The sequence below is a fragment of the Acinetobacter sp. OYA S30 genome, assembly GCF_033599315.1.
In the GTDB taxonomy this organism is placed as follows: domain Bacteria; phylum Pseudomonadota; class Gammaproteobacteria; order Pseudomonadales; family Moraxellaceae; genus Acinetobacter; species Acinetobacter baumannii.
On the sequence record NZ_JAWVAV010000001.1, the window covers coordinates 37,760 to 51,688 of the forward strand.

At 36.6% G+C, this 13,929-nt stretch carries 15 protein-coding genes; 6 read left to right on the forward strand and 9 right to left on the reverse strand.

Annotated elements, in window-relative coordinates; all coding sequences use genetic code 11:
- From R5R67_RS00185 to R5R67_RS00210, 6 genes are all read right to left on the reverse strand, one after another.
- On the reverse strand, positions 1–594 hold the full coding sequence (locus R5R67_RS00185; protein WP_002050981.1) for a restriction endonuclease subunit S: 594 nt from the start codon (positions 592–594) through the stop codon (positions 1–3).
- Positions 595–832: 238 nt separating this feature from the next.
- A complete protein-coding gene (locus R5R67_RS00190; protein WP_097355196.1) occupies positions 833–2,773 on the reverse strand; it encodes a DUF262 domain-containing protein in 1,941 nt (646 codons plus the stop codon).
- 132 nt (positions 2,774–2,905) lie between these two features.
- Complete coding sequence (locus R5R67_RS00195) at positions 2,906–3,847, reverse strand: hypothetical protein (RefSeq protein ID WP_002050936.1); 942 nt, start codon at positions 3,845–3,847, stop codon at positions 2,906–2,908.
- Positions 3,848–4,027: 180 nt separating this feature from the next.
- Positions 4,028–5,068 (reverse strand): YqaJ viral recombinase family protein, encoded by a 1,041-nt coding sequence (locus R5R67_RS00200; RefSeq protein ID WP_002050975.1) that lies wholly within the window; start codon positions 5,066–5,068, stop codon positions 4,028–4,030.
- A 168-nt stretch (positions 5,069–5,236) separates the two neighbouring features.
- Positions 5,237–6,280 (reverse strand): DUF932 domain-containing protein, encoded by a 1,044-nt coding sequence (locus R5R67_RS00205; protein ID WP_033855501.1) that lies wholly within the window; start codon positions 6,278–6,280, stop codon positions 5,237–5,239.
- 58 nt (positions 6,281–6,338) lie between these two features.
- Positions 6,339–6,626, reverse strand: coding sequence for a hypothetical protein (locus tag R5R67_RS00210; RefSeq protein ID WP_000058782.1), 288 nt, complete (start codon positions 6,624–6,626; stop codon positions 6,339–6,341).
- A gap of 401 nt (positions 6,627–7,027) precedes the next feature.
- On the opposite strand from R5R67_RS00210, the gene R5R67_RS00215 reads away from it, so the two are divergent.
- Positions 7,028–7,789, forward strand: coding sequence for a hypothetical protein (locus R5R67_RS00215; RefSeq protein ID WP_002053467.1), 762 nt, complete (start codon positions 7,028–7,030; stop codon positions 7,787–7,789).
- A gap of 59 nt (positions 7,790–7,848) precedes the next feature.
- On the opposite strand, the gene R5R67_RS00220 is transcribed toward R5R67_RS00215, so the two are convergent.
- Positions 7,849–8,193: a hypothetical protein gene (locus R5R67_RS00220; RefSeq protein ID WP_155758097.1), complete on the reverse strand. Its 345-nt coding sequence runs from the start codon at positions 8,191–8,193 to the stop codon at positions 7,849–7,851.
- A gap of 315 nt (positions 8,194–8,508) precedes the next feature.
- Here R5R67_RS00220 and R5R67_RS00225 point away from each other — a divergent pair, with 315 nt between their 5' ends.
- From R5R67_RS00225 to R5R67_RS00240, 4 genes are read left to right on the forward strand one after another with little or no spacing between them, the layout of a single operon-like run.
- On the forward strand, positions 8,509–8,763 hold the full coding sequence (locus tag R5R67_RS00225; RefSeq protein ID WP_002053455.1) for a hypothetical protein: 255 nt from the start codon (positions 8,509–8,511) through the stop codon (positions 8,761–8,763).
- Positions 8,764–8,765: 2 nt separating this feature from the next.
- Positions 8,766–8,894 carry a hypothetical protein gene (locus tag R5R67_RS00230; protein ID WP_002053253.1) on the forward strand — a complete coding sequence of 43 codons (129 nt, stop codon included), beginning with the start codon at positions 8,766–8,768 and terminating at the stop codon, positions 8,892–8,894.
- Positions 8,895–9,119 carry a hypothetical protein gene (locus tag R5R67_RS00235; RefSeq protein WP_002053356.1) on the forward strand — a complete coding sequence of 75 codons (225 nt, stop codon included), beginning with the start codon at positions 8,895–8,897 and terminating at the stop codon, positions 9,117–9,119. It abuts the gene before it with no gap.
- 14 nt (positions 9,120–9,133) lie between these two features.
- Positions 9,134–9,787: a hypothetical protein gene (locus R5R67_RS00240; RefSeq protein ID WP_002053358.1), complete on the forward strand. Its 654-nt coding sequence runs from the start codon at positions 9,134–9,136 to the stop codon at positions 9,785–9,787.
- Between the two features lie 67 nt (positions 9,788–9,854).
- Here the strand turns inward: R5R67_RS00240 and R5R67_RS00245 are convergent, their stop codons facing one another.
- Both R5R67_RS00245 and R5R67_RS00250 read right to left on the reverse strand, forming a co-directional pair.
- Complete coding sequence (locus R5R67_RS00245) at positions 9,855–10,790, reverse strand: inovirus-type Gp2 protein (RefSeq protein WP_118936202.1); 936 nt, start codon at positions 10,788–10,790, stop codon at positions 9,855–9,857.
- A gap of 407 nt (positions 10,791–11,197) precedes the next feature.
- Positions 11,198–12,835, reverse strand: a complete 1,638-nt coding sequence (locus tag R5R67_RS00250) for a hypothetical protein (RefSeq protein ID WP_086496125.1) — start codon at positions 12,833–12,835, stop codon at positions 11,198–11,200.
- A gap of 165 nt (positions 12,836–13,000) precedes the next feature.
- Here R5R67_RS00250 and R5R67_RS00255 point away from each other — a divergent pair, with 165 nt between their 5' ends.
- A complete protein-coding gene (locus R5R67_RS00255; protein WP_002053248.1) occupies positions 13,001–13,927 on the forward strand; it encodes a hypothetical protein in 927 nt (308 codons plus the stop codon).
- Positions 13,928–13,929 lie beyond the last annotated feature (2 nt).

Sequence of the window (13,929 nt, forward strand, 5' to 3'; positions counted from 1 at the left end):
TTATTGCGCCACTTTGGCTTGCATTAAAATTTGTTCGCTCTTCGCTTGATTGTATTCAGCTCTTAAAGCTGTCAATTGTTTGAATATTAAAGCTTCATTGTGTGCTTTTTCGACAAGTCGAAGAATCTCTTCTTGTTGAAACATAGAGGGAATAACTATTTCAGCTTCTTTTAAGGTCGAAATACTGAGCATCATGAGCAATGATCCTCGACTATTCATTTCAAAATAAGATCGCATTGCTTGTGAATGATTAAAGTACCAAGCTAAAAATTCGGGTTTAATTTCATCAACCTTTAAATTTACAACGATAAATTGATTACTCACAGCAACTCGATCAGACTCTTGTCCTTTAAAAACGTAGGCTCTTGGTTCCCCACGAGCGACCACAATAATTGAGTTGTATTTCAAATATTGAGGTTTTGAGTCGTAAGCCCATTCAAGTTCCGACCATTGATCTTTTGAAATCACCACTTGATCTTTGGTTAAATCTTTAATTTGAATCGTTTTTAAATCAAAAGCATTTACTGATTTTTCAGGGGGGCGTTGCGTAAACCCTGTATATATCTCAGCAATATTTTTTAGTTTTGTCTCCATAGTCTTTCCTTTTAATAAACTTGGAGTACTTTGTTATTTTTCAGATATAATCTGTTTAACAAAGTCTCCTGTGATTAGCGAGTTTTGTTTTGAAAAGTTATCTGATCGCCAAATCTCAACTTTTCAAATCATGCAGTAGAGCTCGTACTGAGCTTTTTACTGCATGAAATCACTATACGATGCTTCTTTTATTAATGCAAATATATTTTGCACTTTTTATCGTACTGCAAAAAAATATTTAATTTTCCAATTCTTCGTGATGTTTTTTATAACCAATATACCCCTTTAATGACCATCTTTTCATCGCAAACTTAATGTAACGCTCTTCCTGTTCACCAATAATTTCACTATAAAAATCAGAATAATAATTAATGGTTTTCTTGACATCACTCATAGTGTTAAAGGTTTTCCGAACACTTTTTCCTGCTAGTCGTACATGATATAAATCTGTTGGAGCTTCTTGTTCAAACCCTTCAAGATATCGATCTGCTTTAATCCATGCATCATCATTAGTACCTTGAATATTTAAACGGAGTTCAAGTAAAACGAAATTTCCAAGTCTTCTTTTTTGATAACGATCAACTTCTCTACAATTTTGTCCCTCAAAATTTCTATTCTCTGTCGCCCACAAATGCTCTACCGACAAATAATCATTGGTTTTACCAGATGATCTACTCTTTAAAATCTTATCTATATTAATAGTCTTATTAGGTTGTAAAGAAGATTCATAGTTCATTAAGAAGTAGCGAAGTCCTCTCCACCCATAAAAATCAAAAGAACTCTTACCATCCAAATAAAATGAGGCTTCGAACCAACCATCATGCGCAAGATTTTGAGTAAAACTAACCAGTAAATATTCCAATGCTTGGTCATCATTTGTTAGTGTTGTTTTTCCAACTACTCTATTCTCCTCTGCAATAAAACTGTTTAACAAACTCCCATAGTAGTACCTACTCGCATACTGGTATAAGTCACCCTGACCTGTATCTTTTCTAAATGTCATGCCGTTAGCGATATAAACTCTAAAATTTAACGTTTCTAATAATTGTAAATGCCGTTCAAGCATCTCACCCTTACCTTTATTTTTGAGTACCAATGCTAAAAACAAGGGCATAATTGAAGCATGAACATTCTGAGCACGAATGTTTTCAATTAGTGGTTGAATAGCTTTATCAAGCCCAACATAATTAGGGGCATAAAGATGTTCGTACCATTTTGCAGATAATTTTAAAAATTGAATAAAATCTTGTAGTTTGGTTATTGTTTGATTTTTCTTTTCACTGGACTGCAAACATTGATCTATTTTTATTCTTTCCTTAAGAACATCATACCCATACTGGCTATCCGTTTTATTCATTTTAAAAAATACAACCAAACAATATCTTAAAAATGAACTCTCTTCATTTGGTGATGTTTTTTTCGCTTTATTTAGTGATTGTAAAATATCAGACCAATGTTCAGTAATATCATCCCGCAATGAAAAAGCAGATAGCTTAATTGAACAATAAATTAAATAGTTTTTGACTTTTTCCAATTCACTGAGTTGTTTACCTCGATTGTTAATCACTTCAAACATGATACCAGTTTCAGCATCTTCAACTGGCGAATAAACTAAAAACCCTAAACGCTCTTCTAAAACATTTAAAATCTGCGTAATAAGAACTCCTGAAGAAGTTTTTTGAGTCAACCATTTATGGATCAAATCATGAGCATTCAATAGTCGTTCGTGTGACTCTAATGTAATAGGGCAATTTTCTAAATTACGATCAGATAAAATAACTTTCTCAAAAAATTTATTAGTATCTAAATTCAACTTCAAAACAAACTGATCATTACCAATATCACCACGCTTTAAATATTTGGTGCCAATACTCTCTTTGTCCTCTCTATCAGCAAATAGAGAAATACATTTTAAAAAAATAACCAAGGTAGTTAACCGCTGTTGACCATCTACAATATGATATTGATTAGACTGATCTTTATTCAGTGATAAAACAAGTGTACCTGTATAGTGCCTAACGGCTGAAGTATCTAAAAGAAGATGATCAATATCTTTCAATAATTCATCAATCTGCTTTTCATCCCATGCATACCCTCGCTGATAGTCTGGGATACAAAAAAAATTCCCCTCAAAAATCTCTGGTAATGTCCGAAGCTGATGTACAAAGTTATTTTTCATTAGGTGCCCAATAAATGATTTTTTGATTATGAACTAGAGTGACCAATTATATTTCAAATTCATTTATAACAATCTCAATTTAATCAATTTATTAAAAATAAGGGGCTTGCACCCCTTGCTATCCAGTAACCCTCAATTCACCGCCCTCACACTCCCCTGCAAGCCCTTCTGCATATCCTGCACAAAACCCTCACCTTGATTCGGCTTAGACATTGCCTTGGTTCTCGCTGTGGTTACAGACTGTGCTTGTTCAACGTCTCCCTTTTGATTTTCATCACTATAAAACTCCTCCACTAAATCTAACCCTTCTTCGCTGTTGACTTCAAACTGTGCATTGGCAAAACCCTGCCTTGCTGTATGATCTAACGCTGATTGATTAAAGCCGCTCTGCTTACCCTGTTGATCAATGTCTTTCGCCATCTGAATCGCTTGTTGAAGATTAACTCCCTCCCTGAGTGTTAAGTCCACGTAATACACAGGGGTACGATAGCTTTGTGTGGTGGACTTACCTCGAAGTGTCAGTTGTAGTGGCAGGCAAGAAAGTAAACCATAGGATGCAGCATGGTAATAACTCAGTCTAGCCGCCAAGGTCCGAATACTATTAAAACCTGTGGTTCTAAAAATGAATGTACCGAGTTCATCACTTTCATCCAAATTGACATGTAAACGTCCATAGGGCTTGCAGTTTCCTCCTTGTGCCAATGAGCATAAGTCTGGTGAAGGGCATGGGTGCTGCTCAACACCCTGATTGGTGAGTCGCTGGCAGGTTTCACCATTACCTACACAGACAGGCCGTCCTGTTTGTCGGTCAAATAAAGTGTACTCAGCTCTCAGATTCAGTTCAGGATCATTGAAGATCATCCGTACTGGAATGGTACGGAGTTTTTGATTCGGTGCTTTACTGCGTAATTGCTCATCAAGCGGATGTTTGATCCACCCCTCTTTGCTTTGGATTTGACTGGTAATGGTAAATTGGTCATCCTTTTCAGGCAGTCGTTTACCGTTCTTTTCAACAACTTTACCAATACTGATACGTCCAAGGATCGGTGGTGTGATTGCTAAACCTTTAATCATGATAATTTTCCTCTAAATAAAATTTTACTGTTGACCCTTTGTTATGTAAGCAAATACAAAACCGTTTAAAGATCAGATGAAATGCAAAGACCGCCATTTAGTCCACCGCTCCTTCGGGAGTCGGTGGATCGGGGTGGTTTTTGCGCTTTTTGGAAGATTGGAAATATCGATGTGATGGATTCAGTCATCGGTATAAATCTGAAAACGTCGCGTCCCAGCTTTACTTTGTGGAAACTGCTCAAGCATTTCAGGATGAAGTTTGAGTAAGGCTTTGCTGTCTAAACTGATTGAATCTTTGGATTTCTTCCACGTCACTGAACCAGTGGCAAAGGTTGCTCGTTCAGCATCCCTCATCAACATCTGGATTTGATGCTTAGTTTCATCAAAGTTGTTTTGATGTTTTTCAATCTGAAGTTTTTCCTGGATCAGTTGAGCAAACAATTGATTGGCTTGTTCGTTATGACTCAAGTCTTCAACAGTCAACGGAATATGTTGTGGATAGAGCTGCTGTATGGCTTTAGCTGCCGATTCACTGGCATCTACATCAGGTGGTGTATCTTTTTCCACACACTCCCAGAAGTAACGTTCGGCATTGATGATATGTTTGATCACGGATTCGGAGCGCGTCACTTTGAAAATTTTGGTTTCATGCCCACAGATCAGCACACAAACATGTGCTGCTCGTTTGCCTGTCACTGCAAGTTGATGCTGCACCTGACACAGTACGTATAAAGGTACTCCATCTCGCCAAAGTTTTGCGCCGTACTCACCTGCTGTTTTGCATTCCAGAATTTGGACTTCATTGCTACCCACAACGGAGTAATCCAGATTGGCAAGCATAAAATGCTTATCAGGATCTGGATGCTGAAACACTGCATTGATTCTGCGTACCTTGTTATTGGTATGCATGCTGTAGTACTCAGCCACCAATGGTTCTAGCTGCTTACCCCAATAGAGTGGCGCGATACCTGAACTTTCATCTTCAATCGATTGTTTGACTCGTCCTGTCTTGATCATCCAAAGTTCGAGCATCGACATATAGGGATTCAATCCACAGGCTGCTGCACAATCACTACTGCCAATACCTTGGCGACGAACTTCAAGCCAGTCAGATTGAGTCATATTCTTTGTATTGACCAAGCGTTTAGCTGTGAATAATTTTGGGGCAATAAATGGAGTACTTACCTGTTGCATAGATGGATTTAAAATTGCGGTATTCATATTGAAGTCCTGATTATTTTGCTATGTAAAATGATGGGGATCACAAAAATTGGGCATAAAAAAACCACAGCCGAAGCTATGGTTTTAATAATTTTTAAAATCTAATATTTAATTTAAAAATAATTAGTTAGGTCTAACTTTCCATTATTGAAAAATGTATATTTCACACTATGCAAGCATGTTAAGTGCCTGTTCCAATCCTCGTTGTTTGATCGATGCGCCAGCACCAAACCAAGCTGAATCAAGTCGGTGATCGGTACTCATGGCACGACGTTCGTGGTCTATAAATTCCGTGATTGAACACAGTAATCCATAGGCTGTTCCTTTGGCTGAACTTAGCTCCGTACCTCGTCCTTGACCATTAAACATTTCCATAACTCGACTCATCGATCTCGCATTTGGTTCAGCTTTGTCCTTGCCATTGGCTTGGGCTTGCAAGGCTACATCACGGTAGAACTGAATGATGTTATCCTCCTGATCTAATACGTTGTTCATGGTGCTGTTATTGAATACTGCATCAAAGTAAGCGGATGCTTCCATCTGACTCACCTTACGTTGTGTCAGTTGCTTCATTTCATACATGTGTTCATCCCATGCACGTACTGAAATACCCAATTGCTGTTTGACCCTATCTGCATCAAATTTAGTACTGTGTGGAACTTTGACCACACCTGCACTGCTGTTCTGTCCTTTTAAGGCAATCGCTAAAGTGTTGTTACACACCACTCGGATCGAGGTAAATTGTGCGGTGGTGGCAAGGGTTCCGTCACATGCTGTTGCCAAGAGCATATAGCCATTACTGACATCTTTGCCCTTTAATATGGATGTTTGCCCTGTCCGAGCCAGTGCCCAGAATTTCTTACCACCTTTAAGCACGCCTGCAGTTTCAAGCTCAAAGCCTGATTGTTCAGTCAAGTCACGATAGAATTCTAAAATCTCTCGTGGTTGAACTTCCTGAAAGCGTTGGCTAACGACTGATAGTGGTGCATGGGTGTCTGAGCGATAAAGTACTCGTTGCTCTTCATAAGGTATGATGATACTTTGCCCACGTTCATTCTGTGCCATATAACTGACATTGGAAGACTCAATCCGCCAGTCCATGCCTGCCTGCTGTGCCCAGACTTCAATCGGTTGGTTTTGACTTAGTTGATTACCTAGACCATGCCAAGGGGTATCACCGACATAAGCCATTTGTTCAAGTTGATGTGCCATAGTTATATTCCTTTTAAATTGAAAATGAAATTTGAATCTGTGTGGATATGAATATTCTTTAGTGCAAAAGATGAGTTGGAAATTTTTGGTAGCAGTTGTGGCAAAAGCACAAATTCTGCTGTGATGGTGTGCTTTGTTCAGTGAATGAATTCAACACACTACCCAATACTGTTCCTGCAATTCCACCGACAATCGGTGGCAGATTGAAAGACTTTGCGACCGTGGTTCCCAATGCACCCAATGTGGTCGGTGTGACCAAATTGGTTAAGGTTGTATTTGATTGTTGTGTACTTGCTTCAACCAATATCACATTCGTTGAATGACAAAAGGGACAGCTCAAGCTCATGGCTCGACTCCTTAAATTTTGGGCACAAAAAAGCCTGCTCGATGGCAGGCTCTGTTTTCATATTTTCATGTCCTCTCAAAAGAGTTTCATGATTCTCATTAGTATGTTATGTATATGAAATTATTTGGAATATAGCCCTGACCAAGCTATTATTTTAATGATCTCAAAGAGTTGATGCTCTTACCGTCATTTCCCGCTCTTTTAAAGAGCCGTCGGTCTAGTTTTCACTGCTTTAATTTACTGCAAAAGATTCTCATTTTGATGGTCTCTAATGACTGTATGCAGACGAACAAAACTTGATCTGAGATCATCACTTACAAGAGGACAAGCTTTACTCAAAAAAGCTGAACAACCTCGTTTTTATTTATAGTTATAACTTTCAAATAAGATGGAAAATTCCCATGAATACCAGCAATAGCCCTACAGGAAGCAATACCTCAACAGCAGAGACTAAGTTTCTTGAAATACCCATAGTTCAATTTGTCATTTTTATTATCATCACTGGCACTTACTTTTTTGGTATCTATCATTTTTTTGGGGTTGATTTTAATAAAATAAAAGCACTTGAACCCAATGCCCTTGGGGATTTTCTAGCGGGAACATTTGCCCCATTAGGATTCATTTTATTAATTCTAGGTTATATGCTCAATACAAGCGCCTTGAAAATTCAAGCCCAAGAACTTAGAAATAGCGTACAAGAACAGCAAGCATTAGTTGAAACAGCTAAAAATGAGTATGATTTGCTGATCACCCAATATAATCAAAACCAAAGTAATTTAGCTAATCAACGTAGCGATCAAGAGTTAAAAGATGAGCTGAATTCAATGCCTGTTATCCAGTTTAAATTCGCAGGAAATTACAACTATTTTGAAGTCATTAATATCGGCTCTCCCGTTATTGATATTTCTTTAATTAAAGGCCAAAACATTGAGCATATGACCTCTTACATTCCTGTACTGAAAACGAATACCACAACACGAGAAGTCACAATTACAATTTCTGCAAATAAAGACGCTATCTTTAGTTTTGAAATGGTATTTAAGACGACTAAGGGGTTAAAATATAAACAAAAATTTAAAAATGACAGATCAGAGTTTGATCATAATTTATTTATTATTACAGCTCAAAATGACCCTGAAAAAATTGAAATTATAGACTGCTAATCCCTCTTAGCATCATCAAGATATATTTCCACTTCATGATGAAGTGGAAATATACAAATTCAATCAGCGCTCTTGGATTCTGCTTTACTTCCATAATCAATGATATAAATGTCTCCAGCAATGACCAACCTCAAGCCTGCACAAGCATTCAATATAAATCGATCATTTATTGTCATTGTTAAATAAACCCCTAACCTCACATAAAATGCATTTTCTACCTTTGATTTTATTTGTTTTTTCATATCACTTGATTGACTCAGCGAAACCTTAATTTTATCATTCAACTGCTGACCTACATCGTCAGTCGGTTTTAGCAGACCGTTCAGCCAAAGCACACTAAAAAGTATATCTTTTTGGTGGGCGACCCTGCGTGCCCCCTCTGCGGCGGAACGGGAGGGGGACACCTTCGGGTGTGCTGATCCTTTGGCTATCAGTCTGCTAACCCTCTTTCGTTTCGCCACCATTATTTAGCAGTAAAGTGGTGAAGCTTCTTTCATAGCCAAAGGAGTCATACCCATGACTAAGTTTTTCCTATCTATATTGTATTCCCTGAAACAATTTTATATTCCTCTGTTGCATTAACAGCATTCATAAATTTTTGCTTATTTGACTAATCTAAACGCTGTCTAGCCTTGGAAAGCTTTGTCGCATCTACACTTTAGTCCATTCAGCAAAATTTATTACACATCAAATAACACAATAAAAAATTAGGGGAAATGATGAAAATTCAAACTTCACTTGTACTCATCTCTGTTGCATTAATGGCTTCAGGTTGTGCCAGTAAAACCGAACGTCAGTTTATTAGTGGTTGTAAAACAGGTGGCATTGATGGCAGTACCTGTTCATGTATTTACGACAAACTTGAAAATAAATATGGGGAAGATGGGCTTAAAGAAAACCTCTACACCTTGCAGCAAACTGAATCCTTCCAAAAAGATATGGTCAATATTTCCTATCAGTGCATGAAGGAATAACCATGAGAACACTTGCTGGCATCATCTGCATCATTGCAGTGATTTGCTTTTTAGGTTTGCCATTTATTGGCTTCATGATCGTAATGGGAATTTTTATTGCATTAGCAAAATATGCAATGGGGGGAAAGTAAATGAATTCAAATATTAAAACAGGTTTGATTAGTGTCTATTTGATAATTGGTTTCTTCTTTGCCATCTATCAACACTTTTGGGGGCAGTATAACTACAAGTCTTTTGCCTACAACATTGGTCAAGGCTTAGTTTGGCCTGCGGTAATGTTTCCAACAGTGGGGAAAATCGTTGGTGGAATTTTGATTCTATGTTTGGTCGGCTTTCTGACCATGCGTTCTAAGTAAAGGCGTAGCTAGATATGAAAAAAATACTTTCCACTGTGATGTTATCTAGTTTACTGATGGCATGTAATCAGAATAATCAGCCAACTCAGAATAGTACAACGGATCAAGCATCTAGTTCACCCAATGCTTCTGCTCAGAATGAACAATCCAAATACGCCCCATATAGCAAGGATGAGGTTGAAGCCAAAGTACAAGCTTTAACTCAGATTGTGGAAAATGATACTGAGTATCTGCCTGCTGCGGTCAAACAAGCTCAGTCATTTCTTGAGAGTTGGGATAAATATCCCGAAGCACTCAAATCCATGATGGAGTCTGATCTTAATCCAAACAATGCTGAATATAGCAATCATATTCCCATGGAAATGGAACAGCCTGCATTATCTGTTCGTGCTCAAATTACCAGTCGTGAGTCTCAATCTGCATTTAATGTACAAGGAGCGATTGAATATATTTTAGAGATTCAGTCCACAAACGATCAACCTTTTGTTCTTCAAGGTATGAGCATTAATCGTGGTCGTTGTGGTTATTACACCGCAGATTTCCATAGCAAGATGCCTGTGCAAATGAGTTATAGCTCAACGGTATCGTACTTGTTGAAATGTCGTGGTGATCAAGTGCTTGAAGCTGAGTTGACAACCGACCAAGGCAATGTCAGTTTATCTTTTTGATGTCAGTAAATATGAAATAGAGAACATAGCATTACCAGTGTTCTCTATTCTCAAAATGACCTATTCTTTATATGCCTCTTCGCCAATCCAGATCAAACTGACTAATCCCAAATGACCTCATTTTAGGGGATGTCTTGGCACGTAAGCGTTGTTCTACTTTTTTGGGATTCACTAAATATAGACCAGCACGAATAGCATTCTCGACTTGTTTTTGCTGATTTCTATGAATCATTCCTATACCAAGCAAACCATTGACCTCAAACTTTTCTTTATTCTCTTTTCGGTTACAGTTGAAATAACACCCTTGATTATTAGTAATGTATTGTTGCCAGTACTTCCCTACTTCCTCTCCTAACCATTCATCGCCGTCACGCATATTGCCATCATAAATAAGTAATAAATGGCAGTGATAGCCCTTCTTAGTACCTTGCTCAAATGCCCAAACACACCCTTGTAAATGACGAAAGCAGGAATCTTTATTTGACATCCTATTCCGTAATATTTCCAAAGCCCTATGAAAATCCTCAACATCCCAATTCGCTTGATGTTCTTGAAAGATTCCTACATCTACTCGTACAAAAACCAACCTAGCATAATGATTGAGTATTTTGTTCAAATAGCGTTCTAATTCAATTTGATTTTTTCGTTCTTGATATTTAAATTTATGAATATCTAGAAAAGAACTTTTCATTTCATACTGAATCATACCTTGGATATGAAAGATATGATTGAGTTCAAACCGTAGAATATCTTCATAAATCTGAAAATCCAGTTTTTCCATGATGTAATCGACAAGGATAATCACCCTTGTAAAAACTTGTATGATTTTGGAATAGCTCAGATCAAATCTATAAATCTGCTTAAACAGCACTACCGCTTCTAATAATTCTCGTTTGAACTCATCATGATCATCAATGAATTGCTCATGGCATGTACTAATCATAAAATCTTCGATTGAGATAAGAATGGAAGATTCATTGGCTAATGGAATATTTGGGGACATTGGTTTTCTCTTGAAATATAAGCTTCATATCTAAGAGTGAGATGTAAAATTTTACTGACAATGATTCTAAAGCAGGATGTTGTGGTCATCCTGCTCAGCTGAATATGCTTTAAGACCTTGGAACATACTATAGGGTTAATTCAGAATGTTTTAACTCATTGGAATCTATACGTTGTATAGCCCATTTTGAGTATGGGCTATACTGAACTAAGCAACTCATTGTACTTACTCAACTAGATAAGATATTGTTTATATTATTAATATATTACTTATAGATAATTATATAAGATACCTGTTAAGTACCTTAAGCTATTGCCTCGGTAAGATCATTGAACCATATGATGCTAACCATCGATGTATCCTAATATACATCGAAATTTGCTTAGGCTAAAGTTACGCCAATATAGTTAAATATTAACTAAGCAATCTACCTCCCTACATTCCACAGGAAGCAAACCAAAATCTTGTAATTGCTGTAAACTTGGTGAGTCAAAAGAACTGAAATTTGAATCACGATTTTTGTGTTGTTGACTCTCGGAAAAGTCCTCATCTGTTTCATCCAATAAGTAAAACTCATTTGCTCGTAGGGTTGGATCAATCATAAAAATGCAGCTATATATTTGTTGATGATATGAACGAGGCATAATACTGAAAGGCTTCAACTGCTTAATATTACTTTGCTTAGCAAGGAACGGATAAAGCTTATTGTTTGCAATCAATGTCAGTAAAAAACTAATTAAGAAGGTAACACTTTGAATTTCTTGTTCGAAGAATCTACTCAAATCGCGATCATTTATCTGAAGCAAAGAACTTAGCTTAAGGTTTTTTTCAAGCCTCTTGAGATCATATACTTCTACAACATCAAAATTTAGTAATAATTGCTTCAATCTAGTTGAGGAGGAATATAACTCTAAACTCCACTGCTCCAAATAACACTGAAATAATGCGCAAGCCATTAAAGCGTTAGCAAAATTATTCGACTTGGTGTCCAACTCATTATAACTTATGACTTCTTTCAACCACTTCTTAGCTACAGGGTGCTTTTTTAATTCAAAGTAACCACTCAATAAATTAAGAACAAGCTTCTTTTCTAAATCATCCTGAGCCATTCTGGATGAATTTTCAAAATTGAATACCGTTCGCTGGCATAAGCGATCACTCAAGATTCTAGGTTCATGCTGTATCAAACTGATATATGCTGAATGTGGATCATGTCTAAAATTTAAATAATAGTCCAATTCTCTATTAAAGGTTTCAAACAACTGAAGTAAACGACCTACCCGTTGTACTTCAAAAAGCTGAGTGGGTTTACTTTTCTCAATATAAAATCGACCATATCGAGCTTTATCCCCCCAAAGCTCATGCGATAAGTTGAGTGCGTAAAATGGATTCATTCGACTGATAATCTTGCTTGATTGAGTCCCATCGACTCGTGTACGAATGAGTCCCTGTTGCTTTAATTTTTTGATACACCGAAAGATCGCATCTTTAGACAGTCCTGTTTTATGCTTTAATTTATGAATTCCGCATTTATTGGTAATTCCAAATTGATTACTATGTCTAACCAATACCATTAATACCAATGCCGTTTTGAAATCTATTTTTCCAAATAATATCGGTTTAGTATGTTGTAAGTGATGTACATAAAAGTCATTTAATTTGGTATCGACAAGGTGAAAAAAAAGAGCCTTCAGCGGAAGTTCATGATTCATCATCTTAGAGAACCATCGCTCTTTCTCAAAATCACCTATCGTTTTTACACTCCCCCAAAGACCAAACATTTCAATATCTATTCTTACAAATTCTTTGCAAGATTTTTCATCAATTCCTCTAACAATTATTTGATGCTCTTGTAACTCATTCAGCGTTGTCTGCAATTTTTTATCATGAAATACAAACTTCTTTGCACTCATTGCAGATGTTAAACAAAATTCTTGCCCTCCATACATTTGAATTATTTGGAGTAACAACCATCGTGCTGTTGGGCTCAAAGTAATAGGAGAAAATTCATGAGCAAGTAAAAAAAGTAAAAATCTATCTTCCATGAAGCTATCGAACACTACCCACTTGTAATTTCACAAATATGGATGATAAAACTCATATACGCAACCATTAAAATTTAGTAAATATTAATTTAACATTATAGTTAACATTAACTTACTAATAAGTTAATATTATTCCTGTTATTAATTTCATAAGAAATGCTCATCATGACAAGACCATACGAACATTTTGAAAATTGGATGAAGAAAGACAGTAAAGCTAAGGAAGATTTCATCCAAAAAAATAAAGATGCATGGAGCAAATTAATCCCAAAACAATTTACAGTGTCTATATCCCAACCCCAAATCCTATTCGGTTATGATCAAGAACAAGCCATACTTTCGACAAAAGAATTTGTCGCCGCATCTAAAGATTTCTATGAAACCATTCGTAAAAAATTTAGGGAGCACAAGCACCAAACCTCTAAACAGCACAAAAGCCGTATTCAGGCAAGAATAAGTAAAAGCTCAACATCCAAGCTTGAACAAATCAAAAAAAAGCTTGAACATAGCAGTGCTTCAGGGACACTTGAACATGTCATTAATAGTTTTGATGAAGACAAATTAAAGCAACAAATTCAAATTAATAAATTACAGGAACAAATTCAAAAACTGCGAGATTTTGAAGCGTATCTAAATAGTAAGCACAAATTAGAGCTTGAGACAGCACATGCACTCAATCAGAAAATTCAGGATTACTTATTCAGCCAATGGGTTTCAACCCAGCAAAAATTGGAAGTCCTAGAAAACCAATTTCCGAATGAAGATGACCTTGACCAAATTTATGCTTCTCAAAGTGACGAAGAAAAGGAGAACTCTCGTAGGATAATAAAATCGAATTTACAATCTGATTTTAATAACAACCTTCTCCGCATAAAAGCGACACTGGAACTCAAATCAGAAACCACAAATCCCCTTCATACAACTCTTGCGCCTATTTCTGAAAACGATTACCCACCTATTTATCCACGACCTTCAGGATTTACTAAACAAGGAGAAATTATTCATGATGGCATAGAAGAAAAAACTGATAACAAACAGAGAGCTGTGCCAGAGTACCTTACAAACCCAATAAAACTATTCACCAACAAATAAGC

Bases quoted from the DNA above. Each gene is read 5' to 3' on its own strand.
- R5R67_RS00185 (WP_002050981.1), bottom strand. From the start codon at position 594: ATGGAGACAAAACTAAAAAATATTGCTGAGATATATACAGGGTTTACG.
- R5R67_RS00190 (WP_097355196.1), bottom strand. From the start codon at position 2,773: ATGAAAAATAACTTTGTACATCAGCTTCGGACATTACCAGAGATTTTT.
- R5R67_RS00195 (WP_002050936.1), bottom strand. From the start codon at position 3,847: ATGATTAAAGGTTTAGCAATCACACCACCGATCCTTGGACGTATCAGT.
- R5R67_RS00200 (WP_002050975.1), bottom strand. From the start codon at position 5,068: ATGAATACCGCAATTTTAAATCCATCTATGCAACAGGTAAGTACTCCA.
- R5R67_RS00205 (WP_033855501.1), bottom strand. From the start codon at position 6,280: ATGGCACATCAACTTGAACAAATGGCTTATGTCGGTGATACCCCTTGG.
- R5R67_RS00210 (WP_000058782.1), bottom strand. From the start codon at position 6,626: ATGAGCTTGAGCTGTCCCTTTTGTCATTCAACGAATGTGATATTGGTT.
- R5R67_RS00215 (WP_002053467.1), top strand. From the start codon at position 7,028: ATGAATACCAGCAATAGCCCTACAGGAAGCAATACCTCAACAGCAGAG.
- R5R67_RS00225 (WP_002053455.1), top strand. From the start codon at position 8,509: ATGAAAATTCAAACTTCACTTGTACTCATCTCTGTTGCATTAATGGCT.
- R5R67_RS00230 (WP_002053253.1), top strand. From the start codon at position 8,766: ATGAGAACACTTGCTGGCATCATCTGCATCATTGCAGTGATTTGCTTT.
- R5R67_RS00235 (WP_002053356.1), top strand. From the start codon at position 8,895: ATGAATTCAAATATTAAAACAGGTTTGATTAGTGTCTATTTGATAATT.
- R5R67_RS00240 (WP_002053358.1), top strand. From the start codon at position 9,134: ATGAAAAAAATACTTTCCACTGTGATGTTATCTAGTTTACTGATGGCA.
- R5R67_RS00245 (WP_118936202.1), bottom strand. From the start codon at position 10,790: ATGTCCCCAAATATTCCATTAGCCAATGAATCTTCCATTCTTATCTCA.
- R5R67_RS00250 (WP_086496125.1), bottom strand. From the start codon at position 12,835: ATGGAAGATAGATTTTTACTTTTTTTACTTGCTCATGAATTTTCTCCT.
- R5R67_RS00255 (WP_002053248.1), top strand. From the start codon at position 13,001: ATGACAAGACCATACGAACATTTTGAAAATTGGATGAAGAAAGACAGT.